This window comes from Mesorhizobium sp. M0058 (genome assembly GCF_040323095.1).
Lineage (GTDB): Bacteria > Pseudomonadota > Alphaproteobacteria > Rhizobiales > Rhizobiaceae > Mesorhizobium.
In genome coordinates this window covers 73515-98511 of the sequence record NZ_JAMYUQ010000020.1, presented here as the reverse complement: position 1 = coordinate 98511, position 24997 = coordinate 73515, and the positions used below count along the sequence as shown (strand labels likewise).

The following is a 24997-nucleotide window of genomic DNA, read 5'->3' as shown; positions in this document are numbered from 1 at the left end:
AAACCATCGCCGGTCCTCCGGCGGACAAGAAAACTGTCACCCATGCTATCGGTCCATTCTGTTACCTATCTATCCGGTTCGGACATAACCCCCTTCTCCCCGTCACTATACGGGGAGAAGGTGCCGGCAGGCGGGGCGGCGCGACGCCAAGTGGCCCTCGCGCCTCGGCACATTCACGCCAACGGCCACTGTCGCCGCCGCCAAGTCTGGCCCAACGCAAGTGGATTGGTCTGACCGGGCAGCACCCTTATTGTGCGCTGCAATGAACGCCGCTCCATCACCCTTGCGCCAAGCTCTCGCTGGCATGATCGCCATGGCCGTTGCCATGGGCATTGGCCGTTTCGTCTACACGCCGATCCTGCCCGGAATGATGGAAGAACTGCATCTGTCGCCGGCCGATGCCGGCTGGATCGCGTCGGCCAATTATCTCGGCTACCTCGTCGGCGCGCTTGCGGCGGCAGGCGGCTGGGCGCATGGGCGCGAGCGCCTGCTGATGTTTGGCGGCCTTGCCGCCAGTGCTGCGCTCGCCGCCCTGATGGGGCTGAGCGAGACGATGACCGCCTTTGTCGTCCTCCGCTTCCTTGCCGGTCTCGCCAGCGCCTTCGTCATGGTGTTCATGGCCTCGATCGTCTTCGGTCACCTGGCAGCCGCCAACAGAAGCGACCTGCAGGCGCTGCATTTCGGCGGCGTCGGCCTCGGCATCGCGGCATCCTCAGCGCTGATGGCGGTTCTGGTCACCGAACATGCCGGCTGGGCTTCGGGCTGGCTGTGGTCGGCAGCGATTTCCGCCGGCGGCCTTGCGATGGTCGCCTTGCTCGCCGGCAGCACCGCACCTGGCCGCGGCGTGGCCGACCGCGAACCGGCACTGCCGAGGGACCGGTCGTTGGCAAAAGTCATCGTTGCCTACGGCCTGTTCGGCTTCGGCTATGTGGTGACGGCGACCTTCCTGGTCGCCATCGTGCGCCAGGGCGGCGGCGGCCGCGTCTTCGAGGCAAGCGTCTGGATGGTCACCGGCCTTGCCGGCTTTCCCTCGGTCTGGCTGTGGCAGAAGGTAGCGGCACGGATCGGGCTTTATACCGCCTATGCCGTGGGCTGCCTGGTCGAGGTGGTCGGCGTCACCGCCAGCGTCGCCATCGGCGGCACCGCCGGGCCGCTGCTGGCGGGCGTCCTGCTCGGCGGCACCTTCATCGCCATCACCGCGCTCGGCCTGCAGACGGCAAGGCAGCTCGTGCCGGAGGCGCCGCGCCGGATTTTTGCGCTGATGACCGCTTCCTTCGGCATCGGCCAGATCGTCGGCCCGATCGTCGCCGGACTGCTGGCGCAAGCCTCGGGCAACTTCTTCCTGGCCTCGATCGTCGCTGCTGGCGTATTGCTGGTATCTGCTGGGATCACCTGGTCGGCCGCGCCAAAATCGCCATGATTGTGGTCTTGCTCGATGCCGGGCATCGGGTACGGGCATTTGCTTTCCACCTAATGTGTGACTTTATGCCCGCTGAACCCCGCTGATTTGCGCACCGACCGAGGATTTCACCACAGTGTTCGTATCCTTCTTCCCGCAGCCGAAGCTGTTTTTCACCTCGGCCGCCGTCTGGAGCCTTTTGCTCATCATAATTTGGTTTTTCGGCGGCCAAGAGCTGGGTACCCTGATTGGGCTTGCTCCGGTGGCAGCCGACACGCCCGTTGGCGTTGAAGTCTTTTGGTCTGACCCGTTCGTCTGGTTCTACCTATACTACGGCACGGGCGTAGCGCTTTTCGCTGGCTTTTGGAGGTGGTATTCACCCCATCCTTGGCAGAACTGGTCGATCCTTGGGTCCGCGCTCATTCTCTTCGTGATCTATTTCCAGGTTCAAGTGGATGTAGCCTTTAACGCTTGGTACGGACCGTTCTACGATCTCATACAGCGGGCGCTCGGCAAGGCGTATTCGACAACGCCGTGGGATTTCTACAGCCAACTGCTGACCATCTCCTGGGTCGCTGGATTGGCCGTTGCCGTGGGTGTCCTTAACCTATTTTTTGTGAGCCATTGGATCTTCCGCTGGCGCACGGCGATGAATGAATACTACATGTTCTATTGGGACAGGCTTCGCACTATCGAAGGAGCGTCGCAGCGTGTCCAGGACGACACCATGCGCTTTTCCACGACGATGGAAGCACTCGGTGTGAATTTGGTCCGCTCGGTAATGACGCTGATCGCATTCTTGCCCGTTCTCCTCGTTCTGTCGAAAAATGTAACTGAATTGCCAATCGTCGGAGAGGTCCCTTACTCCCTAGTGGTGGTAGCGATTGTTTGGTCGATTTTTGGGACTACTTTCTTGGCGCTCGTCGGCATCAAGTTGCCAGGCCTCGAATTCCGTAACCAGCGCGTCGAGGCTGCCTATCGAAAAGAACTTGTTTATGGTGAAGATGATCCGAATCGTGCTCGGCCGCCCACTGTCGCCGAACTATTTAACAACGTGCGGCGAAATTACTTTAGGCTTTACTTCCACTACATGTATTTCAATGTGGCTCGCATATTCTATCTTCAGATAGATAATATATTCCCTTATATAGTATTGGTCCCAACGATGGTGGCCGCCAAAATCAGTTTGGGTCTATTGAACCGAATTCTCGATGCCTTCGGGCAAGTGCGCTCCTCGTTCCAATATCTCGTCAATGCGTGGACAACGATTGTCGAGCTTCTGTCCATTTACAAGCGCCTGCGTGCCTTCGAGGCAATTATCCACGGCGAGCCGCTTCCCGATATCGATCGTCGTTTCCTCGCGCGCCAGGCAAAGGAACCCGACCCGGCTTGATCCTATCTGCATAGACGGTTGGCGGCTCAGCCGCCCACCGCCGCCTGCCTCTCGCTACCACGTTGCCGCTGCACATAATCGCGAAAACTGATGCACTCGACATCTGATTTGACGCAGTTTTCGCCGGCAAAGCGCTCCAGCGCGTCCCAGTAGGCGCCGTTGTTCATCGGCGTGAAGTGGAAGCTGAGCACCAGCGGGATGCGCTTGCCCTGATATTGCCTGTCGAAGGCGGCGCGGAACGCCTGGTACGTCCGCTCGGTGAAGTCTGCCGCCTGGCTTGGCCGCTCGAAGCCGCCGGAATGCCTGACATAGAGATTGTAGTCCATGGCGATCACCAGCCTACCATCAGGGCCTTCCGGGATCTGCGGCAGCGAAAAGCGGGTCAAGCCGCCGCCGGTCGGCGGCTCGACCGGGCCTTTCGAAACGCCGCTGGCATCATAGTGGTAGCCGGCTTCAGGCAGGGCCTCATAGAGCCCTTTGCTGGTCGAGAGGTACGGCGCGCGAAAGCCGACAACGGCATGGGCAATATCGCGCCATCCCTTGGGCTCGGGTTCAATACCGTTGATCGCATAGGCGTTTTCCAGAATGCGCTCGAACGAGGCGAATTCCTTCAGCCAGTCGGCCTTGCTCCAGTCCTTGCCGTCGAAATGGCCGCAGCCATGGCTGGCGATGTCGTGGCCTTCCGAAGCGGCGAGCCCGATCTGATCGAGCCGATCGGCGACGTCCTGCTTCGAAGCGGCAAAGCCGATGTTGGATTTGCCCGCGGACTTGGCCGGAGCTGTGTAGTCGGCCCGCGTCTGCGGCGACAGCAGGAAGACGCAGGACAAAAAGTAGGTGAAATGCGCGCCGGTGCGCTTGGCCAGCGCCCGGCTGCGCTGCCATTGCGAGATCTCCCGGGCGCTATCGAACGAGATGATGACGATTTGCTTCGGCTTTGCCGGGGCAGGCGGCGCCGGCGGGTCGGCGAAAGCCGCACCAGCCATGGCAAGCACGGCTGAGGAAAACGCAACAACGCGGGACAAACGTGGCATCGGCAATCTGGGCTTGATCTGGAGGCAGTCCAAGCCGGCTATCGGCAAAATGTGGCGTGGGTGCGATCAACGTCGGCAGCTATGCGCCCGGCGATTAGCCGATTTTCCTGCCGAGCCCCTTCCATGCCCGCGAAATTTCGCTAAAACGCGGGCTCAAGAAGCGCCCCTGTTAGGGCAGCAATGGTTTTGATTGATGTCCGACGACAGTTTTATCCGCGAAGTCAACGACGAGATCCGTCGCGAGCAGGCGCAGGCGCTATGGGACCGCTTTGGTCCGGCGATCCTTGGCCTCGCCATCCTGGTGGTGCTTGGCACCGCCGCCTTCGTCGGCTACCGCTATTGGGACGAGACGCGCGCCAACCGCTCCGGCGATGCCTTCTCGCAGGCGCTGAAGCTTGCCAATGACGGCAAGAGCGACGAGGCGCTGACCGCCCTCGAACAGCTGGAAAAGGACGGCTACGGCGCCTATCCGCTGCTCGCCCGCATGCGCGCGGCGACCGTCAAGGCCGACAAGGGCGACTTTGCCGCCGCCGTCGCCGATTTCGATGGCGTCGCCGCCGACAACGCCATTCCCCAGGGCATTCGCGACATGGCGCGCCTGCGGGCCGCCCTGCTGCTCGTCGATCACGGCTCCTTCGCCGACGTCTCCAGCCGCGTCGAGGCGCTGACCGCCGACAACAACACGCTGCGCCACACAGCGCGCGAAGCGCTCGGCCTTGCCGCCTGGAAGGAAGGCAAGACCCAGGATGCGCTGAAACTGTTCGACCAGATCGCCGCCGATGACGGCGCCCCGCGCAACGCGCGCCAGCGGGCGACGCTGATGTCGGAATTGATCCGCGGCTCGGGCGCGTCATGATACGCATCGCCCAAAGCCTGCCCTCGGGCCTGACCCAAGGGCGCGCTGCGGTTTGGGCGATGATATGGATAGCCGGATGAGCTTCAAAGTCGCCATTATCGGCCGGCCCAATGTCGGCAAATCGACGCTTTTCAACCGATTGGTGGGACGGAAGCTGGCGCTTGTCGACGACACGCCGGGCGTCACCCGCGACCGTCGCGTCCACGCGGCCAAACTCTACGATCTGCATTTCGATGTCATCGACACCGCCGGTTTCGAAGACGCCGCCGCCTCGACGTTGCCCGGCCGCATGCGCGCGCAGACCGAGATCGCGATCCGCGAAGCCGACCTGATCTTCTTCACCATCGACGCCAAATCAGGCCTTTTGCCCGACGACCGCACCTTTGCCGAGATCGTGCGCAAATCCGGCAAGCCGGTCGTGCTGGTCGCCAACAAGGCCGAGGCCAAGGGCGCCCAGGGCGGCATGCTGGAGGCCTGGGAACTCGGCCTCGGCGAGCCGATCCCGGTCTCGGCCGAGCACGGCCAGGGCATGCCCGATCTGCGCGACGCGGTGATCGAGGCGCTGGGCAAAGACCGCGCCTTCGGCGAGGAAGAAGACGAGGCCGAGGACGTCGCCGCCAGCGAGGTGCTGATCGGCGAGGACATCACCGATCCCGACGCCGAACCTGCCTATGACGACACCAAGCCGATGCGCATCGCCGTCGTCGGCCGTCCCAATGCCGGCAAGTCGACGCTGATCAACGCGCTGATCGGCGAGGAGCGGCTTTTGACCGGCCCGGAAGCCGGCATCACCCGCGATTCCATCTCGGTCGACTGGGACTGGCATGGCCGTCGCCTAAAACTGTTCGACACTGCCGGCATGCGCCGCAAGGCCAGGATCCACGAAAAGCTGGAAGTGATGTCGGTGCAGGACGGTCTGCGCGCCATCCGCTTTGCCGAGATCGTCATCATCGTGCTCGACGCCACCATCCCATTCGAGAAGCAGGACCTCCAGATCGCCGACCTGATCATCCGCGAGGGCAGGGCGCCGGTCATCGCCTTCAACAAATGGGACCTGATCGACAATCCGCAGGAACTGCTGGCCGAATTGCGCGAAAAGACCACACGGCTTTTGCCGCAAGTGCGCGGCATCCAGGCGGTGACGGTTTCGGCCGAGACCGGGCGCAGCCTCGACAAGCTGATGGATGCCGTCATCAAGACGCACAAGGTGTGGAACAGCCGCGTTTCCACCGGCAAGCTCAACCGCTGGCTGGAAAGCATTCTTGCGCATCATCCGCCGCCCGCCGTCGCCGGACGCCGGCTCAAGGTCAAATACGTCACCCAGGCCAAGACCCGGCCGCCGGGTTTCGTCGTCCAGTGCTCGCGGCCCGACGCGATGCCGCAATCCTATGTCCGCTACCTCTCCAACAGCCTGCGCGAAGCCTTCGACATGCCCGGCGTGCCGATCAGGATAGCGCTGCGGACTTCGGACAACCCGTTCGCGGGGAGAGCGAACAAGCGCAAGTGAGCGGTGACGGTTGCGAAATTCTCCGCAAGATTGGCGGGGCAGCACCCCCTCTGCCCTGCCGGGCATCCCCCTCAAGGGGGGAGATCAGCAGCCGCTGCGGCCGTTCTCACCTTGCAAGATCAAAAATTGGCGAAAGCGTTGATGACAGCAATCTCCCCCCTTGAGGGCCCTTGAGGGGGAGATGTCCGGCAGGACAGAGGGGGGTGTGACGGAACGCGACACCGGGTGATCACCGCGTCTAAGCGACCTCTCTCAACCGCTCGTCCTGCGGCAGCGCCGCCACCGCCGCCTGCCACAAAATATCCGCCAGCCGCGTCGCCACCGGGTCCAGTTCGGCGTCTTTCTGGTGCATCACCAGCGCCATGGTTGGCAGCGCGGGTAAGCCCAACGTTTGCGGTGCCATCGTCCTGACATTGGCCGGCAGGCCGATATCCGTGCGGATCGTCAGGCCGAGGCCGGCGGCGACCGCCGCCCAGATGCCGCCAAGGCTGGGGCTGGAGAAGGCCATCCGCCATGGCAGGCCGGCGCGGTCGAGCGTTTCCGTCGTCACTGTGCGCAGCAGGCATGGCGCTTCCAGCGCCACCAGCGGCAGTGCCTCGCCCTCGCGTAGCCTGGTCTCGATCAGCTTTGCCGGCCCGATCCAGCGCAATTGCGCGTCGCCGACATGCCGGCTGTAAGGCAGCGCCTGGCCGCTGTCCCAGGCCAGCGCAATGTCGAGATTGCCTGATGTGATCCGCTCGGCGAGTTCATAGCTGCGCCCGATCCGCGCCTCGATCTTGACCTTGGGGTGCGCGCGGGCGAAGCGTCCGAGCACCTCCGGCAGCACCGCCTCGCCGAAATCCTCCTGCAAGCCGAGCCTGACCCAGCCTTCCAGTTCCACGTCGTGGATGGCCGAGGCCGCCTCGTCGTTCAACTCGAGCAGCCGCCTGGCATAGCCGAGCATGGTTTCGCCGGCTTCGGTCAACGCCAGTCCGCGGCCCGACTTGCGGAAGATCGGCGTCGCCGCCTGGTCCTCCAACTTCTTCAGTTGCGCGCTCACCGCCGAGGTCGAGCGGCCAAGCCGGTCGGCGGCCTTGGCGAAGCTGCCGAGTTCCATGCCGGTGACGAAGCTTCGGAGGACATCGAGGTCGAAGGTTACGCGGCGCATCACAACGATCCTGTTTTTCGGGAACAATTGTCAAAAACTTCCCGATATTCGGGATGAAGTTATGGCGGTAAAGACGAGGCGTCAAGGTCCCGAAAGGGCATCAACAGGAGTCCCGCCATGTCGATCGCCGACGCAAATTGTGAGCCAGGCCGGGTTGGCCGAGCCGCCGCCGTCACGTCGAAGGCTGAACGATTTCGCGCCAATCATCGCTGGAAGGTGCTTGGCATCGGCGTTGCCGCCAATGCCAGTTTCTCCGCCACCTTCGCCGGCATACCGGCGGCGGCGGTGTTTCTGCGGTCGGGCTATCACTTGAGCAATGGCAATCTCGGCCTGGTCCTCGGTCTTCTCGGACTGGGCGTTGCCTTGAGCGAACTGCCCTGGGGTCTGCTCACCGACCGCTGGGGCGATCGCGGCGTGCTATTGACCGGCCTTGGTGCGACCGCGGCGTGGCTCGCCCTGATGGCGTTGTTCATCGTGCCCTCAGTGACCTATGTGCCTGGCGTCGCAATGCTGGCCGCATGCCTTCTGGTCACCGGCCTGCTCGGCGGCAGCGTCAACGGTTCCAGCGGCCGCGCCATCATGGCCTGGTTCCACGAAGGCGAACGTGGCTTTGCCATGAGCATCAGGCAGACCGCGGTGCCGCTCGGCGGCGGGCTCGGCGCGCTGGTCCTGCCGTCGCTGGCATCGGTGCACGGTTTCGCGGCGGTCTTCGGGCTGCTGGCCGCCATGAACGCCGTCTCTGCGCTGTTTGCCTGGCGATGGCTGCACCAGCCGCCGGAACTGGACAATGCCGGCAGCATGGCCGTGGCAAAGTCGGGCGGTCCGGCGCCGCTGCGCAATGTCGAGGTCTGGCGCATCGCCACCGCCATCGGCCTGCTCTGCTTTCCGCAAGTGGCGGTGCTCACCTTCGCCTCCGTCTTCCTGCACGATTTCGCCGGCATGGCCACGCTCACGATCAGCGCCAGCCTTGCCGCGGTGCAGACCGGCGCGATGGTGATGCGCGTCTGGAGCGGCCGCTTCACCGACCGCCATGGCAACCGCCGCTGGTTCCTGCGCCTCTGCAGCATGACGAGCGCGCTTGGCTTCGCGGCCGTCGGCCTGCTGGTCCTGGCGGCAGGAGCCACGCCAGACGCCCATGCCGCGTTGATCCCGGCGATCGACGTGCTGCTGGTCGTTGCCGGCATTTCGGTCTCCGCCTGGCATGGCGTCGCCTACACCGAACTCGCCACGCTTGCCGGCGCCAGCCGCGCCGGAACCGCGCTCGGTCTTGCCAACAGCTTCGTCTTCATCGCCTTCTTCGTGGTGCCGACCGCCATTCCGGCTTTGCTGCTCATCTGGTCGTGGCCTGGCGTCTGGCTGGTGGGCGCGCTCTGCGCCATGATTGCATGGCCAATTTTCCTGCGGCCGAACTGACGGGTTGCCGGTCGGCAAACGGCGTCCCATTTCGGGCCGCTTCGGAAAAACACGATCAACCGCGTTAACCCCGCATCAAGGTTAATGCTTCACTTTGGCTCTCCAGTGGCTCAGTGGCGTTTCTGGAGAGTTCCCCGTGCATCGACGTGTCCTGAAGCGGCTGGCCGCCGCCGCCGGTGAGAAAAAACGTTCCTTCGTATCGCCATTGGTCATCGGGCTCGGCATCTGGATCGGCTTTCCAACTGTCGTCGCCTACCAGGACATGGGCAGCTTGATTTCCGGCCTCGAAGCTTCGGGCACCCGCTGGAACTCTTATGTCGAGCGCTCCGTCGCCGGCTCGGTTCATGCCGCCGAAATGCCTTTCATCGATTCCGTCACCACCGGTTCGCTCTCGGGCTCGGGCGTGCGCCTGCCCGGCGTCGGCAAGGTCTCGTTTCGCGGCAAGGGCAATGTCGCCGGCATCACGCCCGACGAGGACCGCATCATGCGCGCCGACAAGAAGGGCCGCATCATCCAGGTCTCGCCGGTGGCGCCGCCGAAGAACTTCAATGCCGGCTCAATCTTTCAGCGCACGTCCTCGCTGCTGCGGCCGAGCATGGACAGCGGCCTGAAGCTCGCCTTCGCCAAGCCCGGCATCAAGGGCAAGGAAATCCAGATCGCCCAGGCCTTCCATACCAATGTGGACAAGAAGCCCGATCCCGGCGTGCCGGCCATGCTTGCCGCGTTGGTCAACAATGACAGACCGGACGTGCTGGCCACCGCCTATGCCCAGGCCGAACCCGATTACGCCAAGGCCTCACCCTTCGAAGCGCTGCTGCAGGACGAGGAGCCGAGCAGCGGGCGCTTCATTCCGCCGATGGCCAAGGGTGACCACTCGTGGATCCAGAACCCGCTGCCGGCCAGCGTCTTCTCCACGAAGGAGCAGGCCTGCCTCGCCAACGGCATCTATTTCGAGGCGCGCGGCGAATCCGTGCGCGGCCAGGCCGCCGTCGCGCAGGTCATTCTCAACCGCGTCCGCAATCCGGCCTATCCGAACTCGATTTGCGGCGTCGTCTACCAGAACGACAACTGGCTGAACCGCTGCCAGTTCTCCTTCGCCTGCGACGGCCGCAAGAAGCGCATCGAGAGCCCCGCCCATTACAAGACCGCGCAGGACGTCGCGATGGCGGTCACCGCCGGCAAGATATTCATTCCCGAAGTCGGCTCATCGACCCACTACTACGCCAACTACGTCCATCCGGGCTGGGCGCGCACGATGCAGAAGATGACCAAGATCGGCCTGCATATCTTCTACCGCACCTATGGCGGCGGCTGGAGCTGAGCCCTTCGGCTTGCCTGTCGCAAACGAACCGCAAAGGCCCTGGAAGCCGAAATCGGACAACGGTCGCCGGACGGATTCGGGGCATGTGCCGACCCGATAGTGCCGGGCACGATGTCGCACCTCGCCAAGTGATTGATTCCAATAGAAAAAATACATGGCTTTGAAGTCCCGCCCGTGGCTTGACGGGCGCAAACCCTCTAACTATGTTGCCGGCGACTTTAGAAGCGGACGGACGGTGACGGTCTGACCGGGCAGGGGGGTTACGATGGCCGACAAGAACGGGCCAGACGGAACCGGAGAAACCGGCCGCGGCAGCAAGCACGAGGCCGACATCCGCGACGAAGATCTCGAACGCCGCCGGCGTGAGCTTGGAGCATCGCTTGCGACAAGACGGCCGGATCAGCTCGAGGGGAATGACGGCGCGAAGGCGACGGCCGGATATGGCCAGGCGCTCAAGCTGTCCAGCGAGTTCATCGCCGGGATAGTGGTGGGTGTGGGCCTTGGCTGGTTTCTGGATCGCGTGGCGGGAACCTCGCCATGGGGTCTGGTCGTCGGCTTGTTGCTGGGCTTTGGCGCCGGCGTGCTCAATGTCCTGCGTTCGTCAGGTGTTGTGGCGGAATTCGGAAAAAGCGAGAAGTCGCACGATCCGAAAGAATGAAATGGCGCGCCGCCAATGGCGCACAAGGACACTTAAGGCCGCTCGCGGTTTTGACGGGGATGTAAATGGCTGCTGACAAGGTCGATCCGATCCACCAGTTCCATATCGTCAAGCTGATTCCGATCAATATCGGCGGCTATGACCTGTCCTTCACCAATTCGGCTCTGTTCATGGTCGCGACCGTGCTCGTCGCATCGGCGTTTCTGTACCTCTCGACCTCCAGCCGCAGCCTTGTTCCCGGGCGCCTGCAGTCGGTTTCGGAAATGGGCTATGAGTTCGTCTCCAACATGCTGCGCGACGCCGCCGGAACGCAGGGCATGAAGTTCTTCCCCTTCGTGTTCTCGCTGTTCATGTTCGTGCTGGTCGCCAACCTGCTTGGCCTTTTCCCTTACTTCTTCACCGTCACCAGCCACATCATCGTCACCTTCGGCCTCGCAGCCCTGGTGATCGGAACCGTCGTTGTCTACGGCTTCACGAAGCACGGTCTGGGCTTCCTCAAGCTCTTCGTGCCGCACGGCGTTCCGGTGTTCCTGTTACCGCTGGTGGTGCTGATCGAGGTGATCTCCTTCGTGTCGCGCCCGGTCAGCCTCTCGGTTCGTCTGTTCGCCAACATGCTGGCCGGCCACATCACCCTGAAGGTGTTTTCGGGCTTCGTCGTCAGCCTGAGCGCGCTCGGCGCCGTCGGCGTTGCCGGTTCGGTGTTGCCGCTGGCCATGGCAGTCGCGCTGACCGCGCTGGAATTGCTGGTCGCTTTCCTGCAGGCCTACGTCTTTGCGGTGCTGACCTGCATGTATCTGAACGACGCCCTGCATCCCGGGCACTGACCTTAGAATTTCCGGCATCTTTCGCCGGATGGAATTGCAACGGAATTACAGATCCAAAGGAGTTCAAAATGGACGCAGAAGCAGCAAAGTACATCGGCGCCGGTATCGCTTGCCTGGGCATGGGCGGCGCGGGCATTGGCCTCGGCAACATCTTCGGCAGCTACCTGGCGGGCGCCCTGCGCAATCCGTCGGCCGCCGATGGCCAGTTCGGCCGCCTGATTTTCGGCTTCGCCGTGACCGAAGCTCTGGGCATTTTCTCGCTTCTCATCGCGCTTCTCGCCCTGTTCGGCTGAGCCCCTGTTCGGCCAATTATCGGTCGGACGAGCATTGGGAAGAATTGGCTGGCCGCATTCCTGCGGCCATGCCTGATATGAGGGGATAGTCCATGTTCGTGACATCTGCGTTTGCGCAAGAGTCCGCACCCGCCGCTGAAGGCGCCCACACCGGTACGGAAGGCGACACGCATTCCGGCACCGGCGTGCCTGCCGAGGCGCACGGCACGTTCCCGCCATTCGATCCGGCGACGTTTCCGTCCCAGCTTCTGTGGCTGGCGATCACGTTCGGGCTGTTCTATTTGTTCCTGAAGAAGGTGGTGATGCCGCGCCTTGGCGGCATCATCGACGTCCGCAGCGATCGCATCACGCAGGACCTCGACCAGGCCGCCAGGCTGAAGGGCGAGGCCGACGCCGCCGTTGCCGCTTACGAGCAGGAACTGGCGGAAGCCAAGGCCAAGGCCAACGCGATCGGCCAGCAGGCCAACGACGCTGCCAAGGCTGAAGCCGAGGCTGCCCGCAAGAAGGTCGAGGCCGCCCTCGACAAGAAGCTCGGCGAGGCCGAGGCCAGCATTGCTTCCATCAAGGCCAACGCCATGAAGGAAGTCGGCATGATTGCCGAGGACACCGCTTCAGCCATCGTCGATGCGCTTGTCGGCGGCAAGACGAGCAAGGCCGAGATCTCGGCTGCGGTCAAATCCGTGGCCCGGTGAGGAGCACATCATGGACGCCACATCTCTCGCAACGCTTTGGGCAACGGTTGCCCTCGTCATTTTCCTCGGCGTTGCCGTTTACATCAAGGTGCCAGGCCTGATCGCCAAGTCGCTCGACGCCCGTGCGACCAAGATCAGCGACGAGCTTGCGGAAGCCCGCCGGTTGCGCGAAGAGGCCCAGCAACTGCTCGGCCAATACCAGAAGAAGCGCAAGGAAGCCGAGCAGGAGGCCGCAGCCATCGTCGCTGCCGCCAAGCGCGAGGCCGACATGCTTGCCGCCGAGGCGCACAAGAAGACCGAAGACTATGTCACCCGTCGCACTGCGCTTGCCGAGCAGAAGATCGGCCAGGCCGAGCGCGAAGCCGTCGCCGAAGTGCGCGCCAGCGCCGTCGACATCGCCGTCGAGGCGGCCCGCACGCTGCTTGCCGGCAAGATCGACGCCAAGGCCGGCGCCGACCTGTTCAAGTCCGCGCTGCAGGACGTGAAGGCCAGGCTGAACTGAGCGGGGTTAACTCGCTGACATCAAGCCGCCCGGGCAACCTGGCGGCTTTTTTGTTGAGCGCGGACAATCTGCCCCCTTGAGGGGGAGATGTCGCCAAAAGCGACAGAGGGGTTCGGTGCGACCGGCCGCGACGCTCTTTCTGCGGCCAGTAAGGGCTAGCGCTTCACGCGCGGCGACCCCCTCTGGCCTGCCGGCCATCTCCCCCTCAAGGGGGGAGATTATCATTACTCAACCCGGCGAAGCTCTCTTGCTCAACCACCTCAACTCCACCCAGCCTGAACGGCGCGAATGACGCCCGGTGCAGCCTTGCCACCGGACCATGCGCTTCGATCGCGGTGCGGTGCCGCACGGTGGCGTAGCCCATATGGACTTCGAACCCGTAGCGTTCGTGGTGGCTGCCGCAGCCGCACATCATGCGGTCGCGCATCACCTTGGCGACGATCGAGGCGGCGGCGATCGATTGCGAGCGCTGGTCGCCCTTGATCAGCGCGCGGCCTTCGCAGAGGAGGCCCGGCGGCACATCGCGGCCATCGGCCAGCGCCAGCTTCGCCTGGATCGGCAGGCCGGCAAGGGCGCGGCGCATGGCTTCCAGGCTGGCCTTGAGGATATTGCTGCCGTCAATGCCTTCGGCGCTGACCGAGGCCATCGACACGCCGAGCGCTGACCCCAGGATTTTCAGGAACAGCGCCTCGCGCTGCAAATGGTTGAGCCGTTTGGAATCGTCTAGCCCGTCGGGAATGTTGGCGGGATCGAGGATCACCGCCGCCGCCACCACCGGCCCGGCCAGCGGACCGCGGCCGGCCTCGTCCATGCCTGCCACCGGCCACAGGCCTTCAGCCATCGCCTTCGTCTCGAAGGAGAAGTCGGGCTTTTCGACGATTTCTAAAAGAAGCGGAGAATCGGAACGCGCGCGAGCCATGTTGCGGCGAGGTTCGCATCGGCTCCGATTCTCCGCAAGTCCCTCCAGGGTCGAGTGGGGCAAGACCGGGAGGGCACCGTCTGCAGGCCGGGGGACAGGCCGGACGGGATTCTTGGGTCGCCTGCCAACCACGAGGGCAGGGCAGGCGCTACTCTCAGAGCAGCATCAGCTGCTCGGTCGCCGTGGCGGCGGCGACAAACTGGTCGGTTCGGAGCGTGCGCCGCTCGGCGTTGAGGCCGAGCCGCTTGGCCGTGATCTCGAAGCGCCGGCCGATCTGCCAGGCATAGGGGCCGGCGCCTTTCATCCGCTTGCCCCATTCCGAATCATAGTCCTTGCCGTCGCGCATCGAACGGATCAGCGACATCACGTGCCGGTAGCGGTCGGGATAGTGGCGCAGCAGCCAGTCCTTGAAGATCGGCGCCACCTCGAGCGGCAGGCGCAGGATGACATAGCCGGCCTCGCGGGCGCCTGCGGCGCGTGCCGAATCGAGGATACGCTCCATCTCCTGGTCGGTCAGGCCGGGAATGATCGGCGCCACCATGACAGAGGCCGGGATGCCGGCATCGGAAAGCTGCCGGATTGCCTCAAGCCGCTTGGTCGGCGTCGACGCGCGTGGCTCCATGGTGCGCGCCAGCATGCGGTCCATCGTCGTCACCGACAGCGCCACCTTGGCCAAGCCCCGTTCGGCCATGCGCGACAAGATGTCGATGTCGCGCGTCACCAGATGGGATTTGGTGACGATGCCGACCGGATGGCCGCGCGCCTCCAGCACTTCGAGGATCTCGCGCATAATCCGGTATTGTTTCTCGATCTGCTGGTAGGGATCGGTGTTGGTGCCGATCGCGATGGTGCGCGGCTGATAGCCATCCTTCGACAGTTCCTTGTCGAGCAGCCGCGCCGCATCCGGCTTGGCAAACAGCTTCGCTTCGAAATCCAGCCCCGGCGACAGGCCCATGAAGGAATGCGTCGGCCGGGCGAAACAATAGACGCAGCCATGCTCGCAGCCGCGATAGGGGTTGATCGAGCGGTCGAAGGAAATGTCGGGCGATTCGTTGCGGGTGATGATGGTGCGCGGCTTCTCGACCTGCACTTCGGTCTTGAACGGCGGCAATTCCTCCAGCGAATTCCAGCCGTCGTCGAACACATGCCGGCTGACCGGCTCGAACCGGCCGGACGGGTTGATGCCCGCGGAACGGCCGCGGTTGCGATCCGGACGGACGCGCATGCCGCTCTGTTCGATCATCGCATTGGCCATCTCGGCTCGCCCTGCTCCGAAAGCAGCAATGTCCGCACGCACGATATGTTCCATTTTGGCCCTTTCCCAAGGACTGTCGGCTGGCTGTCGAATCGCTCTGTTCATGAAAATAATCCTATTTCGCTGATGAGAACAAAGCAAGAACTTTTTCGTTGGGCCATGCAAAACTGGCGCTGCGCCGGGCTTTCCGCTATTCGGCTAAAAATGCTCAGCGTTCTCATCGAAACCCGGGATGACGAAGAAGGCCTTGCCCGCACGCTCGCCTCGTTGATCGGCGGCGCGGTCGAGGGCGTGGTGCGCGATGTCATCGTCTGCGACACCGGCTCGACCGACCAGACGCATCGGGTTGCCGATCATGCCGGCTGCCACTTCGTGGCCGGCGGCATTGCCGCGGGAATCAGGCAGGCGAAGGGTGACTGGCTGCTGTTTCTGGAACCCGGCGCAAGGCTGGCGGAGGGCTGGATCGACGACGTTGTCGCTCACACGGCGCGGCAAACCATGCCGGCGCGCTTTTCCCGTGCGCGCGGCAGCCGCACGCCGTTCCTGTCACGGGTGTTTTCGGGCAACCGGGCGCTGGCCGAAGGGCTGGTCATCAGCAAGCGCCAGGCCGCTGCCCTGTCGAAGAACGCGCACAGCGCCGAAGCCCTTGCGCGCGGTCTCGCCACCAGGCGGCTCGACGCCGAAATCTGGCTGGCGCCGAAGAAGTGATCTTTCTCCCTTTTCCCGTTCCCAGGGAGAAGGGTGCCCGAAGGGCGGATGAGGGGCAGCGTCGGCGCCTCATCCGCATTGGCACGGTCGCAGCACCATCCCTCTTTTTCGCCGCAAAAAGCTATTGTGCATTGCACAAAAGCTGACGCGGGATTAGCATTCCGTTGATGCGGGATATCGGGGCTTGGGTAGTGCCGGAGCGGTAAGCAAGCGCCGCGTCGTCGTTGCTGCCGTTCATATCTGAGGACCCCGATGAACCTTTCGTCCCCTGACAAATCCGGCGCCCCCAGTCTGGAAGCCATTGCCCGCAACGGCAGCCAGCTCCGCCGCATTGCGGTGCGTATCCCGACCTATCTGTCCGACCTGCGCGAAAATCCCGCATGGCTGCCGATGTTCGTGCTTGCCCGCACCATGCCGGCGCGCAAACTGCACTGGCTTGGCGCCAAAGCCGCGCGCCCCGCGCAGAGTGCCGGAGCGACGATGTTCAGGGGCGTCGACCTCAAGTCGATCGTCGCGGCGCTGCGCGCCGATGGCCTGTTCTCCGGACTGGTCCTTCCGCAGGCAATCCACGAAGAGATCGCCAGCTTTGCTCAGAGCACGCCGTGCTTCGGCAATTTCGACCGCCGGCTCGAATTCATGCCCGGAGAACACGCAGAAGCCGAGAAGCGGTTCGGCCGCTCTTTGCTCAGCGGCCACTATTTCGAGCGCATCCTCAGCTGCAAGGCAGCACTCGCCATCCAAAACGATCCGCTGCTGCTCGACATCGCCCAGCACTATCTGGGCGGGCAGGCAAAGCTGATCACCACGCGTGTCTGGTGGAGCTTTCCGACCGGCGAGGCTTCCGACGCCGACAAGAACCTTGCCTCGCTCGGCAAATATCATTTCGATCTCGACGACTGGCGGATGCTGAAATTCTTCTTCTATCTCAAGCCCTGCGATGCCGGCACCGGCCCGCATGTCTATGTCAAAGGCAGCCACAACAGGCGCAGCCTCAAGCACCAGTTGACGCTGCTGGTCGGCCATCCGGCGCAAGACGTGCTCAAGGTCTATGGCGACGACAGCCCGGTCACGCTGACCGGCGAGGCCGGCCTCGGCTTCGTCGAGGACCCGTTCGGCTTCCACATGGGCACCGTGCCGTCCACCACGCCACGGCTGATGATGGAGGTCGGCTTCGGCGTCTCGCCGCCCTCGCGCCGCCGCTTCCACGGCGAACCGGTCATCCGCTGAGGCCGGAGCGGATCTCGACCGGCATCCAGCGCGCTTGCCGCCGGGCAATGCGACCCTCTTTGTTCTCGGCATCATAGTCCATTGGGACCGGCTCGCGGTTGAACCGCGGCCGGTCATCCAGCGCATTGACGATGACGATCGCTCTCGGTTCGCCGTCGGTGGTCACAGCAGCGACATAGACGCCGCAGTCCCGGCAGATGAGATAATCGGCGGTGCGCAATCCGAACCGGTATCGGTGCAGCCGGGCCTCGTCCTCGGCCGCGACGATCAATCGCCCCTGCGGATCGGCGGCGGCGCGTGAGCCATGCCGGACGCAGAAGGCGCATTGGCAGGCGCGGATCTCCATCTCGGACGGCTCAATTCCGGTTTCGAAGGTCAGGTGGATGTTGCCGCAATGGCAGCCGCCGCGGTGCGCGCTCATTGGATCTCTTCCGTCTTGACTTGGCGACAGACTATCCGCCCGACGACCCGGAGGAAATGACCTCTCGAAGGCGCAGCCGCCATTCTGCCTGACAAAGGCAGCACTTGGCCGGCACTTTGCCTTGGTTTACGAGGCGGCCTTGCCGCGCCGCAAATGCTCGTCCAGGCGCGGCATGATCTCGACGAAGTTGCAGGGCATGTGGCGGTAGTCGAGCTGCGGTTTCAGGATGCCGTCCCAGGCGTCCTTGCAGGCGCCGGGCGAGCCCGGCAGCACGAAGACGAAGGTGGCGTTGACGACGCCGCCCGTCGCTCGGCTCTGCACTGTCGAGGTGCCGATCTTGTCGTAGGAAATGCGGTGGAACACTTCGGAAAAGGCATCCATGCGCTTCTCGAAGATCGGCTCCAGCGCCTCCGGCGTCACGTCGCGGCCGGTAAAACCGGTGCCGCCGGTGGTGATGACGACATCGATGTCTTCGTCGCGCGACCAGCCCAGCACCTTGTCGCGGATTTTCTCCCGGTCGTCGGTGACGATGTCGCGCGCGGCCAGGACATGGCCGGCCTCGGCGATGCGATCAGCCAGCGTCTGGCCGGATTTGTCGTCGGCAAGGCTGCGCGTATCGGACACCGTCAGCACCGCGATGCGCACCGGGATGAACGGCCGGCTCTCGTCAATTTTGGCCATCGGCCCCCTCCGAAGCGATGCTTCGTGTCGCGGCGACAAACCACTCCGGTTCGCGACTGCGGATCTCGGCGGCGGCGCGCTTGGCGACATTGCCGGTCTCGAACAGCCCGAAGCATGTCGCGCCGGATCCCGACATGCGCGAGAATCCAGATCCGGCCCTGTTCAGCAGGGAAAGCGCTCTGCCGATGGGCGGCTGTATTGCTTGCGCCGGTTCCTCAAGATCGTTGCGGGTGATCTCCAGCCAATTGCGGACGCCGTGGAAATCGAAACCGCGCGGCAGCGGCGGCAATCCCTCATTGTCGCGTTTCTCAAGTGCGTTGAACACATCAGGCGTCGAGACGGCGACGCCGGGATTGACCAGCACCAAGGCCAGCGCAGGAAAATCCGCAATTGGCGACAGCTCATCGCCAACGCCACGCGCAACCAGCGGTTTTGCCGCAAGACACATCGGCACGTCGGCGCCGAGCGTGAGACCGATCCGGCTCAGTTCGGCCTCGCCGATGTCGAGCCCCCAGGTCCGGACAAGACCCTGCAATACCGCCGCCGCGTCGCTCGAGCCGCCGCCGACGCCGGATGCGATCGGCAGGTTCTTTTCCAGCCGGATGGCAACCGGCGGCGTGCTCTGCTGGCCGGCCTGCCTGCGCAGCGCCTCGCGCGCCTTCACCACCAGATTGCTGTCGTCGATCGGCACGGAAGTCGCGTAACGGCCCGATACGGAGAACCGGTCGGCGTCGGCAGGCTCGATCTCGACCCTGTCGCCGAAGCGGGTGAAAACGACCAGGCTCTCGAGCAGATGGTAGCCGTCGGCGCGCTTGCCGGTGACGTGCAGCGCCAGATTTATCTTGGCGGGCGCAAGCCACGTCCGGGCTGCGGCATCCAAACTGTCGGCTGCTGACGGGATGATGATCAGTCCTTGGCCAGGCGGTATTCGCCGGTCTTGGGATCCTGGACCAGCGTGCCGTTGGTGCCGTTGGCTGCCTGCTTTTCGGTGCGCCGCACCTTGGCGGTCACACGTTCGGCCTCGCGGACGAAGGTGCGGTAGCCGAAATAAGCGGCTGCGCCGACAACTGCGAAGAAAATGATCTGTGGCATTTCAAAGCTCCTCCCTCGCAAGGCGGCAAGGCAGACTGTCAAGCCCTCATGCTAGACGCTTTCCCTGCTTTTTCAAAGCCCGAAGCGCGCCCACAATGCGCGCTCTTCCGCCGCATCGATCACGCCGCTTGCGGCGGCGGCGGCAATATCGGGCGCCGAAACGTTCGAGCCGAACAGGCCGATGCGGCCAAACAGGCCACGCGGCGCGGTGACCAGCCTGAGCTGGGTTTTCGCGCCGAAGCGGGTTTTCAGTACCGTGCGCATGTCGCTCAACGCATCGACGAGGCCAAGCTCCAGCCCTTTCTTGCCGGTCCAGAACAGGCCGGTGAACAGGTCCGGATCGTCCTTCAGCTTGGTGCCACGGCGTTCCCTGACCAGGTCGATGAAGGTCTCGTGCACTTCCAGCTGCAGCGCCTTCAGGCGCTCGACGTCTTCCCTCTTCTCCGGCTTGAACGGGTCGAGCACCGCCTTGTTCTGGCCGGCGGTGTGGACACGGCGCTCGACACCGATCTTCTTCATCAGTTCGGGAAAGCCGAACGAGGCCGAGACGACACCAATCGAACCGACGATGGAGGACGGATCGGCAAAGATCTCGTCGCCGGCGACCGCGATCATGTAGCCGCCCGAGGCCGCCACATCCTCGACGAAGACCAGCACCTTCTTGTTCTTCTCGACCGCGAGGTCACGGATGCGCTTGAAGATCAGCCGCGACTGCACCGGCGAGCCGCCAGGCGAATTGATCGAAATGGCGACGGCGGGCGCATCGAACAGGAACGCCTTTTCGATGAGGGCGGCGGTGGACGCCAAGGACAGGCTCGGCCGGAACGGGCCGCCGCCGGCCATGATGGTGCCATGCAGCCTGATGACGGGAATGGTGACGACGCTGGATCGCCAGGATTTCGGCAGCAGGCGGTTGAAAAGGCGTTTCACGAGGTGGCTGTCTCCAAATGGCTTCAACGCATGTAGGGATTTGCGGGTCAACGGCAATGCTGCAATCCATCTCAGCCAACTGTGTGCCGGTTTTGCGGCAACGACACTGACGGGCCCAAAATCAATCGCCAAACAGCGACGCCAGTCCGTTGTTGATCATCTCGGTTCGTTCCGACGGGCCGTCGCCCGTTTGCCCATGCAGCATCAAAGGCGGGCGGATCGACAGCTTGCCGCGCGCGCCGAGCGCTGCCCTAACGACAATGCGGATTGCGGCTGCTTCCGGGCGCGGATGCACGGCCAGCATCTCGGCGTCGCCGAAGCGGCCCGACAGCGCATCGAGGAGGTCGCCAAGCTGTTCCGGCCGCGCAATGACGGCCAGGCCCCCGCGCGGCTTGGCGACGGCAGCCGCACTCCGGATCCAGCTTTCGAACAGCCCGTCGTCCATGACATGCGCCTGCCGCCGCAGCGGATCTGGCGTGGCGCGGTCTTGCGCCGCGTTGAAGGGCGGGTTCATGATGACGAAATCGAAGGAATTGTCGGCGAGGCCGGCTTGCGTCCGCGCCCGGCCTGACAGCGTGACGTCGGCGGTCAGCACCGAGGCGCGATTGCCGAGATGCGCATTGCCGGGATGGGCGAGCGTGGTTGTGGCGAAGCCTGCCATCTCGGCCGACCGTTCGACGAGCACGACCTGCGCCTCTGGGCAGCGCGACAGCACGGCGAGACCCGCCGCACCGGCGCCGGCGCCGAAATCGGCGAGGCGTCCAGAAAAACCGGATGAAACTGCTGCCGCCAGCATCATGGCATCCATCCCGGCGCGATGCCCTGTCCTGGGCTGGACCAGCCAGAAGCGGCCGCGATGGAAGGCATCGACCGTATGGGCCGGCGTATCGCTGGTAAGCGCGCTCGCTTCAGCCATTATGTCTGGCGGATTTCGTTCTCGATGCCGGCGTCTTTCAAGATGCGCCGCGCCTGATCGGCCTGGTCGGCATCGACCATCACGCGCTTCTGCAAAAGACCGATCGACCCTTCGAGGATGTTCATGTTCTGGTCGGCGACGAAGCAGGCGATCCCGGCATCGCGCATCAGCGATTCGACGAAGGAGATGATCACGGCATCGTTGGTGCGCACGAGTTCTATCATCGGACGAAGTTCGCAGGTTGCAGCGTTGATGTAAACGCCGGAGCATGGCGCCGAAAAGTGTGGAGCGGTTTCCGGGCAACGGCATGCGGTCGCTAAGGTTGACACGCCGTCACCGCAGCCGCGCCAATTCGCCTCTTGCCGTGCCCGTATGTGCCGCCCTAGAGTCCCAGGCGGGACCAGGGTGCCGTCGCACGCGTGATCAAAGACGGGAGTGTTTGTTGGTGGGTGTCGTTCTCAACATCGAAAACGGGAAGCGGGAACCCGCCTCCATCAAGGATCTCATCGACCTGACAGCAGCCGATATGGGGCGCGTCAACAAACTGATCCTGTCCAAGGCCGGCTCCGACGTCGAGATGATCCCGGAGGTCGCCAACCATCTGATCTCGTCGGGCGGCAAGAGGCTGCGGCCGATGCTGACGCTCGCCGCGGCCCAGATGTTCGGCTATTCCGGCGAGGGCCACGTCAAGCTCGCCACCGCGGTCGAGTTCATGCACACCGCCACGCTGCTCCATGACGACGTGGTCGACGAGAGCGGCATGCGGCGCGGCAAAAAGACTGCCCGCATGATCTGGGGCAACCAGGCGAGCGTGCTGGTCGGCGATTTCCTGCTCGGCCAGGCTTTTCGCATGATGGTCGATGTCGGTTCGCTGGAAGCGCTCGATATCCTGTCCAGCGCCGCCTCGATCATCGCCGAGGGCGAGGTGATGCAGCTGGCGGCAGCCAAGAACCTGGATACCACCGAGGACGAGCATTTCGCCGTCATCAAGGCCAAGACCGCGGCGCTGTTCTCGGCTGCCGCCGAGGTCGGTCCGGTCATCGCATCGGCGACGCGCAACGATCGCGCCGCATTGCGCTCCTACGGCATGAATCTCGGCCTTGCCTTCCAGCTCATCGACGATGCGCTGGATTATGGCGGCTCCAGCCAGGAGCTGGGCAAGAATGTCGGCGACGATTTCCGCGAAGGCAAGGTTACGCTGCCGGTCATCCTCGCCTACCGGCGCGGCACCAAGGCCGAGCGCACCTTCTGGAAGCGCGCCATCGAGGACAATGTCACCGACGATGCCGGACTGGAAAAGGCCATCGGCCTGATGACCCGCCATGGCGCCATTGCCGACACCATCGGACGCGCCCGCCATTTCGGCGAGATCGCCCGCGACGCGCTGGCGCCGCTGGAGGCGACGCCGCAGAAATCGGCGCTGATCGACGTCATCGACTTCTGCATCAGCCGGGTGAACTGACCCGCGCCTGGCGCCAAAGCAAGTTTGCACGCAAAATCGGGCAATCACCGCTCGACAATCGGTTGCGGCGCAAATTATCTATAAAACATGGCAAAGACCGCAGACGACACCATCGCCGTGCGCATCAGCAAGGTGCTGGCGGATCGCATCATATCGGGTGCGATCGAACCCGGCGCCCGGCTGCGGCAGGATCACATCGCCGAGGAATTCCAGACCAGCCATGTCCCGGTGCGCGAGGCCTTTCGGCGCCTGGAGGCGCAAGGGCTGGCGGCCAGTGAGCCCAGGCGGGGCGTACGCGTCGCTGCTTTCGATCTCGGCGAGGTAAGGGAAGTCGCCGAAATGCGGGCAGCGCTCGAAGTGTTGGCGCTGCGCCATGCCGCGCCGCATCTGACGGCTTCCATTCTCAATCTTGCCGAAGAAGCCACAAAGGCCGGCGACAAATCCCGCGATGTCCGCTCTTGGGAGGAGGCCAACCGCACCTTCCACCGGCTGATCCTGGCGCCCTGCGGCATGCCGCGGCTCATCGCCACCATCGACGATTTGCACGCAGCAAGCGCCCGCTTCCTGTTCGCCGCCTGGCGCTCGGAATGGGAAATCCGCACCGACCAGGATCATCGCGCGATCCTCAGCGCGCTGCGGCAAGGCAACACCGAATCGGCCGCCGCCACGCTTGGCCGGCACGTGCAGTGGATCGGCCAGAAACCAGTCAAGACCGCGTCGGGCAAGATGCGCGAAGCGTTTGCCATCGTCGGGTAGGGACGAAGGGACAAGTCGTCGGATTCCGCGCGTAGCGATCCTTCACACCCCCTCTGTCCTGCCGGACATCTCCCCCGCAAGCGGGGAGATCAACAGCTTTGCCGTTGCGTTAGTCCTGCAACGTCGGCCATTGGCGAAAGCAAAGGCGACATCCGATCTCCCCACTTGCGGGGGAGATGGCCGGCAGGCCAGAGGGGGGTGCTGTCCCGCCAGCCTTTCCAAATGTCCTTTATTCGACACGCAAGCCCAAGCCTTTTTAGGGGTGAGGGTTGCCATTCCCGCGCAAATATGGATTCGATAATAGATCGAACAACAAAATTATCTATAATTTCAAACCAGCTAGGAAGCAACCATGACCGACATCGCCTTTTCGCCGTCCAAGCCGTCCTTCAGCCCGTTGCGCCCGCAAACCCGCTCGCATAGCTGGCAGGCCGCGGCCGTCGTCCTCGGTACGCTGTTTCTGGCGCTGTTGTCCCAGATCGAGGTGCCGATGGTGCCGGTGCCGGTCACCATGCAGACCTTCGCCGTGACGCTGGTTGGCGCACTTTATGGCTGGCGGCTTGGCGCCATGACCATCATCGCCTGGCTCGCCGAGGGCGCCGTGGGCTTTCCTGTCCTGTCCGGAGGGGCAGCGGGCGCGTCGTATTTCGTCGGGGCAACGGGCGGTTATCTCTTCGCCTTCCCTCTCGTCGGCGCGCTTGTCGGCTGGCTGGCCGAGCGCGGCTGGAACGGCAACCGCGTGCTGCTCGCCTTCGCCGGCATGGTCCTCGGCAACCTCGCCTGCCTGGTTCTCGGCACGGCCTGGCTCGCCGTCATGATCGGCCTCGAACAGGCCATCGCCTTCGGTTTCCTGCCGTTCCTCGTCGGCGGCCTGCTGAAATCGGCGCTCGGCGCCGCGACGCTCAAGCTGTTTTGGAGCAACAAGGCGGACCCGGCAGGAGCATGATCCCGAAAAGTGGAGTCCGGTTTTCGGAAGAGATCATGCTCAAACAAAAAAATGGAGCCCCATCCCGATACCATCGGGATGGAACAGGCTCCGCTGGCGCGTCCTGACCGATGACCGTCCGGCTGCGCTCCCACCATCTGCTTTGCCTGCTGACCTATATCGGCGAAGGGTACAGCGCAGCCTTCGTCGCCAACTATGACGTGATCGCGAAACGTCTGGGCCGGGGCGAGGATATTCTGATCGTCTCCGGCCCCGACGACATCTGCCGGCCGCTGCTCGGCGAGGCCGAGCCCCACTGCTTGCGCGAAAGCGCCGCAGGCCGGGACGAGCTGGCAGCACGCGATGTCGGCAAGCTGCTGGCCCGGCCCATCGAGGCGGGCGTCCGTCTCAGCCTCGACGCGGCAACGCTTGCCGCCTCGCGCGCGGCCTTTTCAGCCGGCGTGACGCGTGAGGCCTGCCAGGGTTGCGAGTGGGCCGGCCTGTGCAGCACGATAGCGGCAGGCGGATATCGCGATGTCAGGCTGTAGCTCCCAACCCCGATCTGCTATTGTCGGAACCGACAGTGTCTGCGTCGCCATGGTTTGTTAATCGGGTGACCCGATTGTGAATTCGGCCCGGATTGAAGCCTGACCCCAAAAAGGCCATGCT

28 protein-coding genes are annotated in these 24997 nt (G+C 63.9%); 17 read left to right on the top strand and 11 right to left on the bottom strand.

Annotated elements, in window-relative coordinates:
* The first annotated feature begins 304 nt into the window (after positions 1-304).
* Positions 305-1420: a YbfB/YjiJ family MFS transporter gene (locus NKJ75_RS28295; protein ID WP_023668494.1), complete on the top strand. Its 1116-nt coding sequence runs from the start codon at positions 305-307 to the stop codon at positions 1418-1420.
* 115 nt (positions 1421-1535) lie between these two features.
* Entirely contained in the window at positions 1536-2792 is a 1257-nt protein-coding gene (sbmA, locus tag NKJ75_RS28290) for a peptide antibiotic transporter SbmA (protein WP_023668493.1), read from the top strand.
* 26 nt (positions 2793-2818) lie between these two features.
* Here sbmA and NKJ75_RS28285 read toward each other — a convergent pair whose 3' ends face one another.
* Positions 2819-3823, bottom strand: a complete 1005-nt coding sequence (locus NKJ75_RS28285) for a polysaccharide deacetylase family protein (RefSeq protein WP_023834492.1) — start codon at positions 3821-3823, stop codon at positions 2819-2821.
* 193 nt (positions 3824-4016) lie between these two features.
* Here NKJ75_RS28285 and NKJ75_RS28280 point away from each other — a divergent pair, with 193 nt between their 5' ends.
* Both NKJ75_RS28280 and der read left to right on the top strand, forming a co-directional pair.
* The gene (locus tag NKJ75_RS28280; RefSeq protein WP_023729304.1) at positions 4017-4679 is read left to right on the top strand and encodes a tetratricopeptide repeat protein; all 663 of its coding nucleotides are present in this window, start codon (positions 4017-4019) and stop codon (positions 4677-4679) included.
* Between the two features lie 76 nt (positions 4680-4755).
* Positions 4756-6186 carry a ribosome biogenesis GTPase Der gene (der, locus tag NKJ75_RS28275; RefSeq protein ID WP_023692116.1) on the top strand — a complete coding sequence of 477 codons (1431 nt, stop codon included), beginning with the start codon at positions 4756-4758 and terminating at the stop codon, positions 6184-6186.
* 238 nt (positions 6187-6424) lie between these two features.
* On the opposite strand, the gene NKJ75_RS28270 is transcribed toward der, so the two are convergent.
* Complete coding sequence (locus NKJ75_RS28270; RefSeq protein WP_023738457.1) at positions 6425-7333, bottom strand: LysR substrate-binding domain-containing protein; 909 nt, start codon at positions 7331-7333, stop codon at positions 6425-6427.
* Between the two features lie 117 nt (positions 7334-7450).
* Here NKJ75_RS28270 and NKJ75_RS28265 point away from each other — a divergent pair, with 117 nt between their 5' ends.
* The 7 genes from NKJ75_RS28265 to NKJ75_RS28235 all read left to right on the top strand — a co-directional run bounded on the left by NKJ75_RS28265 (position 7451) and on the right by NKJ75_RS28235 (position 13036).
* Positions 7451-8746 carry an MFS transporter gene (locus NKJ75_RS28265; protein ID WP_023745507.1) on the top strand — a complete coding sequence of 432 codons (1296 nt, stop codon included), beginning with the start codon at positions 7451-7453 and terminating at the stop codon, positions 8744-8746.
* Between the two features lie 136 nt (positions 8747-8882).
* Positions 8883-10067 carry a cell wall hydrolase gene (locus NKJ75_RS28260; protein ID WP_023668487.1) on the top strand — a complete coding sequence of 395 codons (1185 nt, stop codon included), beginning with the start codon at positions 8883-8885 and terminating at the stop codon, positions 10065-10067.
* A gap of 265 nt (positions 10068-10332) precedes the next feature.
* Positions 10333-10725 (top strand): AtpZ/AtpI family protein, encoded by a 393-nt coding sequence (locus NKJ75_RS28255; RefSeq protein ID WP_023668486.1) that lies wholly within the window; start codon positions 10333-10335, stop codon positions 10723-10725.
* Positions 10726-10790: 65 nt separating this feature from the next.
* Entirely contained in the window at positions 10791-11549 is a 759-nt protein-coding gene (locus NKJ75_RS28250) for a F0F1 ATP synthase subunit A (RefSeq protein ID WP_023745505.1), read from the top strand.
* A gap of 68 nt (positions 11550-11617) precedes the next feature.
* A complete protein-coding gene (locus NKJ75_RS28245; protein WP_006206606.1) occupies positions 11618-11842 on the top strand; it encodes a F0F1 ATP synthase subunit C in 225 nt (74 codons plus the stop codon).
* Between the two features lie 92 nt (positions 11843-11934).
* Entirely contained in the window at positions 11935-12534 is a 600-nt protein-coding gene (locus NKJ75_RS28240; RefSeq protein WP_023745504.1) for a F0F1 ATP synthase subunit B, read from the top strand.
* A gap of 10 nt (positions 12535-12544) precedes the next feature.
* Positions 12545-13036, top strand: a complete 492-nt coding sequence (locus NKJ75_RS28235) for a F0F1 ATP synthase subunit B (RefSeq protein WP_023668483.1) — start codon at positions 12545-12547, stop codon at positions 13034-13036.
* A gap of 205 nt (positions 13037-13241) precedes the next feature.
* Here NKJ75_RS28235 and rnhB read toward each other — a convergent pair whose 3' ends face one another.
* Together rnhB and NKJ75_RS28225 are read right to left on the bottom strand one after the other, a co-directional pair.
* Positions 13242-13955: a ribonuclease HII gene (gene rnhB, locus NKJ75_RS28230; protein ID WP_352500452.1), complete on the bottom strand. Its 714-nt coding sequence runs from the start codon at positions 13953-13955 to the stop codon at positions 13242-13244.
* Positions 13956-14109: 154 nt separating this feature from the next.
* Positions 14110-15264 (bottom strand): PA0069 family radical SAM protein, encoded by a 1155-nt coding sequence (locus NKJ75_RS28225; protein ID WP_352500451.1) that lies wholly within the window; start codon positions 15262-15264, stop codon positions 14110-14112.
* 150 nt (positions 15265-15414) lie between these two features.
* Between NKJ75_RS28225 and NKJ75_RS28220 the strand changes: the two genes are divergently transcribed.
* Together NKJ75_RS28220 and NKJ75_RS28215 are read left to right on the top strand one after the other, a co-directional pair.
* Positions 15415-15918 (top strand): glycosyltransferase, encoded by a 504-nt coding sequence (locus NKJ75_RS28220; protein ID WP_023684377.1) that lies wholly within the window; start codon positions 15415-15417, stop codon positions 15916-15918.
* 252 nt (positions 15919-16170) lie between these two features.
* Entirely contained in the window at positions 16171-17145 is a 975-nt protein-coding gene (locus NKJ75_RS28215) for a hypothetical protein (RefSeq protein ID WP_023745502.1), read from the top strand.
* Here the strand turns inward: NKJ75_RS28215 and NKJ75_RS28210 are convergent.
* The 7 genes from NKJ75_RS28210 to NKJ75_RS28180 all read right to left on the bottom strand — a co-directional run bounded on the left by NKJ75_RS28210 (position 17135) and on the right by NKJ75_RS28180 (position 21409).
* Positions 17135-17566 carry a GFA family protein gene (locus NKJ75_RS28210; RefSeq protein WP_023834489.1) on the bottom strand — a complete coding sequence of 144 codons (432 nt, stop codon included), beginning with the start codon at positions 17564-17566 and terminating at the stop codon, positions 17135-17137. The two genes, NKJ75_RS28215 and NKJ75_RS28210, sit on opposite strands and share 11 nt — an antisense overlap.
* Positions 17567-17692: 126 nt before the next feature.
* Positions 17693-18247: a molybdenum cofactor biosynthesis protein B gene (gene moaB / locus NKJ75_RS28205; protein ID WP_352500450.1), complete on the bottom strand. Its 555-nt coding sequence runs from the start codon at positions 18245-18247 to the stop codon at positions 17693-17695.
* Positions 18234-19127 carry a 4-(cytidine 5'-diphospho)-2-C-methyl-D-erythritol kinase gene (locus tag NKJ75_RS28200; protein WP_023834488.1) on the bottom strand — a complete coding sequence of 298 codons (894 nt, stop codon included), beginning with the start codon at positions 19125-19127 and terminating at the stop codon, positions 18234-18236. Before NKJ75_RS28200 ends, moaB begins: the two co-directional genes overlap by 14 nt.
* A 26-nt stretch (positions 19128-19153) precedes the next feature.
* Entirely contained in the window at positions 19154-19339 is a 186-nt protein-coding gene (locus tag NKJ75_RS28195; protein ID WP_023668475.1) for a membrane protein, read from the bottom strand.
* A gap of 72 nt (positions 19340-19411) precedes the next feature.
* Positions 19412-20269: a S49 family peptidase gene (locus tag NKJ75_RS28190; protein ID WP_023834487.1), complete on the bottom strand. Its 858-nt coding sequence runs from the start codon at positions 20267-20269 to the stop codon at positions 19412-19414.
* A 121-nt stretch (positions 20270-20390) separates the two neighbouring features.
* The gene (locus NKJ75_RS28185) at positions 20391-21185 is read right to left on the bottom strand and encodes a tRNA1(Val) (adenine(37)-N6)-methyltransferase (RefSeq protein ID WP_023696580.1); all 795 of its coding nucleotides are present in this window, start codon (positions 21183-21185) and stop codon (positions 20391-20393) included.
* Entirely contained in the window at positions 21185-21409 is a 225-nt protein-coding gene (locus tag NKJ75_RS28180) for a putative signal transducing protein (protein ID WP_352500449.1), read from the bottom strand. Before NKJ75_RS28180 ends, NKJ75_RS28185 begins: the two co-directional genes overlap by 1 nt.
* A gap of 221 nt (positions 21410-21630) precedes the next feature.
* On the opposite strand from NKJ75_RS28180, the gene NKJ75_RS28175 reads away from it, so the two are divergent.
* The 4 genes from NKJ75_RS28175 (at position 21631) to NKJ75_RS28160 (ending at position 24876) form a co-directional block, all read left to right on the top strand.
* Positions 21631-22647 carry a polyprenyl synthetase family protein gene (locus NKJ75_RS28175; protein ID WP_023668471.1) on the top strand — a complete coding sequence of 339 codons (1017 nt, stop codon included), beginning with the start codon at positions 21631-21633 and terminating at the stop codon, positions 22645-22647.
* Between the two features lie 87 nt (positions 22648-22734).
* Positions 22735-23403, top strand: coding sequence for a GntR family transcriptional regulator (locus NKJ75_RS28170; RefSeq protein WP_023702055.1), 669 nt, complete (start codon positions 22735-22737; stop codon positions 23401-23403).
* 352 nt (positions 23404-23755) lie between these two features.
* Positions 23756-24349: a biotin transporter BioY gene (locus tag NKJ75_RS28165; RefSeq protein WP_352500448.1), complete on the top strand. Its 594-nt coding sequence runs from the start codon at positions 23756-23758 to the stop codon at positions 24347-24349.
* Between the two features lie 110 nt (positions 24350-24459).
* Positions 24460-24876, top strand: a complete 417-nt coding sequence (locus NKJ75_RS28160) for a DUF1284 domain-containing protein (protein ID WP_023735592.1) — start codon at positions 24460-24462, stop codon at positions 24874-24876.
* Positions 24877-24997 lie beyond the last annotated feature (121 nt).

Coding starts and splice junctions, on each gene's coding strand:
- NKJ75_RS28295 (WP_023668494.1), top strand. CDS start 305: ATGATCGCCATGGCCGTTGCCATGGGCATTGGCCGTTTCGTCTACACG.
- NKJ75_RS28285 (WP_023834492.1), bottom strand. CDS start 3,823: ATGCCACGTTTGTCCCGCGTTGTTGCGTTTTCCTCAGCCGTGCTTGCC.
- NKJ75_RS28280 (WP_023729304.1), top strand. CDS start 4,017: ATGTCCGACGACAGTTTTATCCGCGAAGTCAACGACGAGATCCGTCGC.
- der (WP_023692116.1), top strand. CDS start 4,756: ATGAGCTTCAAAGTCGCCATTATCGGCCGGCCCAATGTCGGCAAATCG.
- NKJ75_RS28270 (WP_023738457.1), bottom strand. CDS start 7,333: ATGCGCCGCGTAACCTTCGACCTCGATGTCCTCCGAAGCTTCGTCACC.
- NKJ75_RS28265 (WP_023745507.1), top strand. CDS start 7,451: ATGTCGATCGCCGACGCAAATTGTGAGCCAGGCCGGGTTGGCCGAGCC.
- NKJ75_RS28255 (WP_023668486.1), top strand. CDS start 10,333: ATGGCCGACAAGAACGGGCCAGACGGAACCGGAGAAACCGGCCGCGGC.
- NKJ75_RS28250 (WP_023745505.1), top strand. CDS start 10,791: ATGGCTGCTGACAAGGTCGATCCGATCCACCAGTTCCATATCGTCAAG.
- NKJ75_RS28245 (WP_006206606.1), top strand. CDS start 11,618: ATGGACGCAGAAGCAGCAAAGTACATCGGCGCCGGTATCGCTTGCCTG.
- NKJ75_RS28240 (WP_023745504.1), top strand. CDS start 11,935: ATGTTCGTGACATCTGCGTTTGCGCAAGAGTCCGCACCCGCCGCTGAA.
- NKJ75_RS28235 (WP_023668483.1), top strand. CDS start 12,545: ATGGACGCCACATCTCTCGCAACGCTTTGGGCAACGGTTGCCCTCGTC.
- rnhB (WP_352500452.1), bottom strand. CDS start 13,955: ATGGCTCGCGCGCGTTCCGATTCTCCGCTTCTTTTAGAAATCGTCGAA.
- NKJ75_RS28225 (WP_352500451.1), bottom strand. CDS start 15,264: ATGGAACATATCGTGCGTGCGGACATTGCTGCTTTCGGAGCAGGGCGA.
- NKJ75_RS28220 (WP_023684377.1), top strand. CDS start 15,415: ATGCTCAGCGTTCTCATCGAAACCCGGGATGACGAAGAAGGCCTTGCC.
- NKJ75_RS28215 (WP_023745502.1), top strand. CDS start 16,171: ATGAACCTTTCGTCCCCTGACAAATCCGGCGCCCCCAGTCTGGAAGCC.
- NKJ75_RS28210 (WP_023834489.1), bottom strand. CDS start 17,566: ATGAGCGCGCACCGCGGCGGCTGCCATTGCGGCAACATCCACCTGACC.
- moaB (WP_352500450.1), bottom strand. CDS start 18,247: ATGGCCAAAATTGACGAGAGCCGGCCGTTCATCCCGGTGCGCATCGCG.
- NKJ75_RS28195 (WP_023668475.1), bottom strand. CDS start 19,339: ATGCCACAGATCATTTTCTTCGCAGTTGTCGGCGCAGCCGCTTATTTC.
- NKJ75_RS28185 (WP_023696580.1), bottom strand. CDS start 21,185: ATGGCTGAAGCGAGCGCGCTTACCAGCGATACGCCGGCCCATACGGTC.
- NKJ75_RS28180 (WP_352500449.1), bottom strand. CDS start 21,409: ATGATAGAACTCGTGCGCACCAACGATGCCGTGATCATCTCCTTCGTC.
- NKJ75_RS28170 (WP_023702055.1), top strand. CDS start 22,735: ATGGCAAAGACCGCAGACGACACCATCGCCGTGCGCATCAGCAAGGTG.
- NKJ75_RS28165 (WP_352500448.1), top strand. CDS start 23,756: ATGACCGACATCGCCTTTTCGCCGTCCAAGCCGTCCTTCAGCCCGTTG.
- NKJ75_RS28160 (WP_023735592.1), top strand. CDS start 24,460: ATGACCGTCCGGCTGCGCTCCCACCATCTGCTTTGCCTGCTGACCTAT.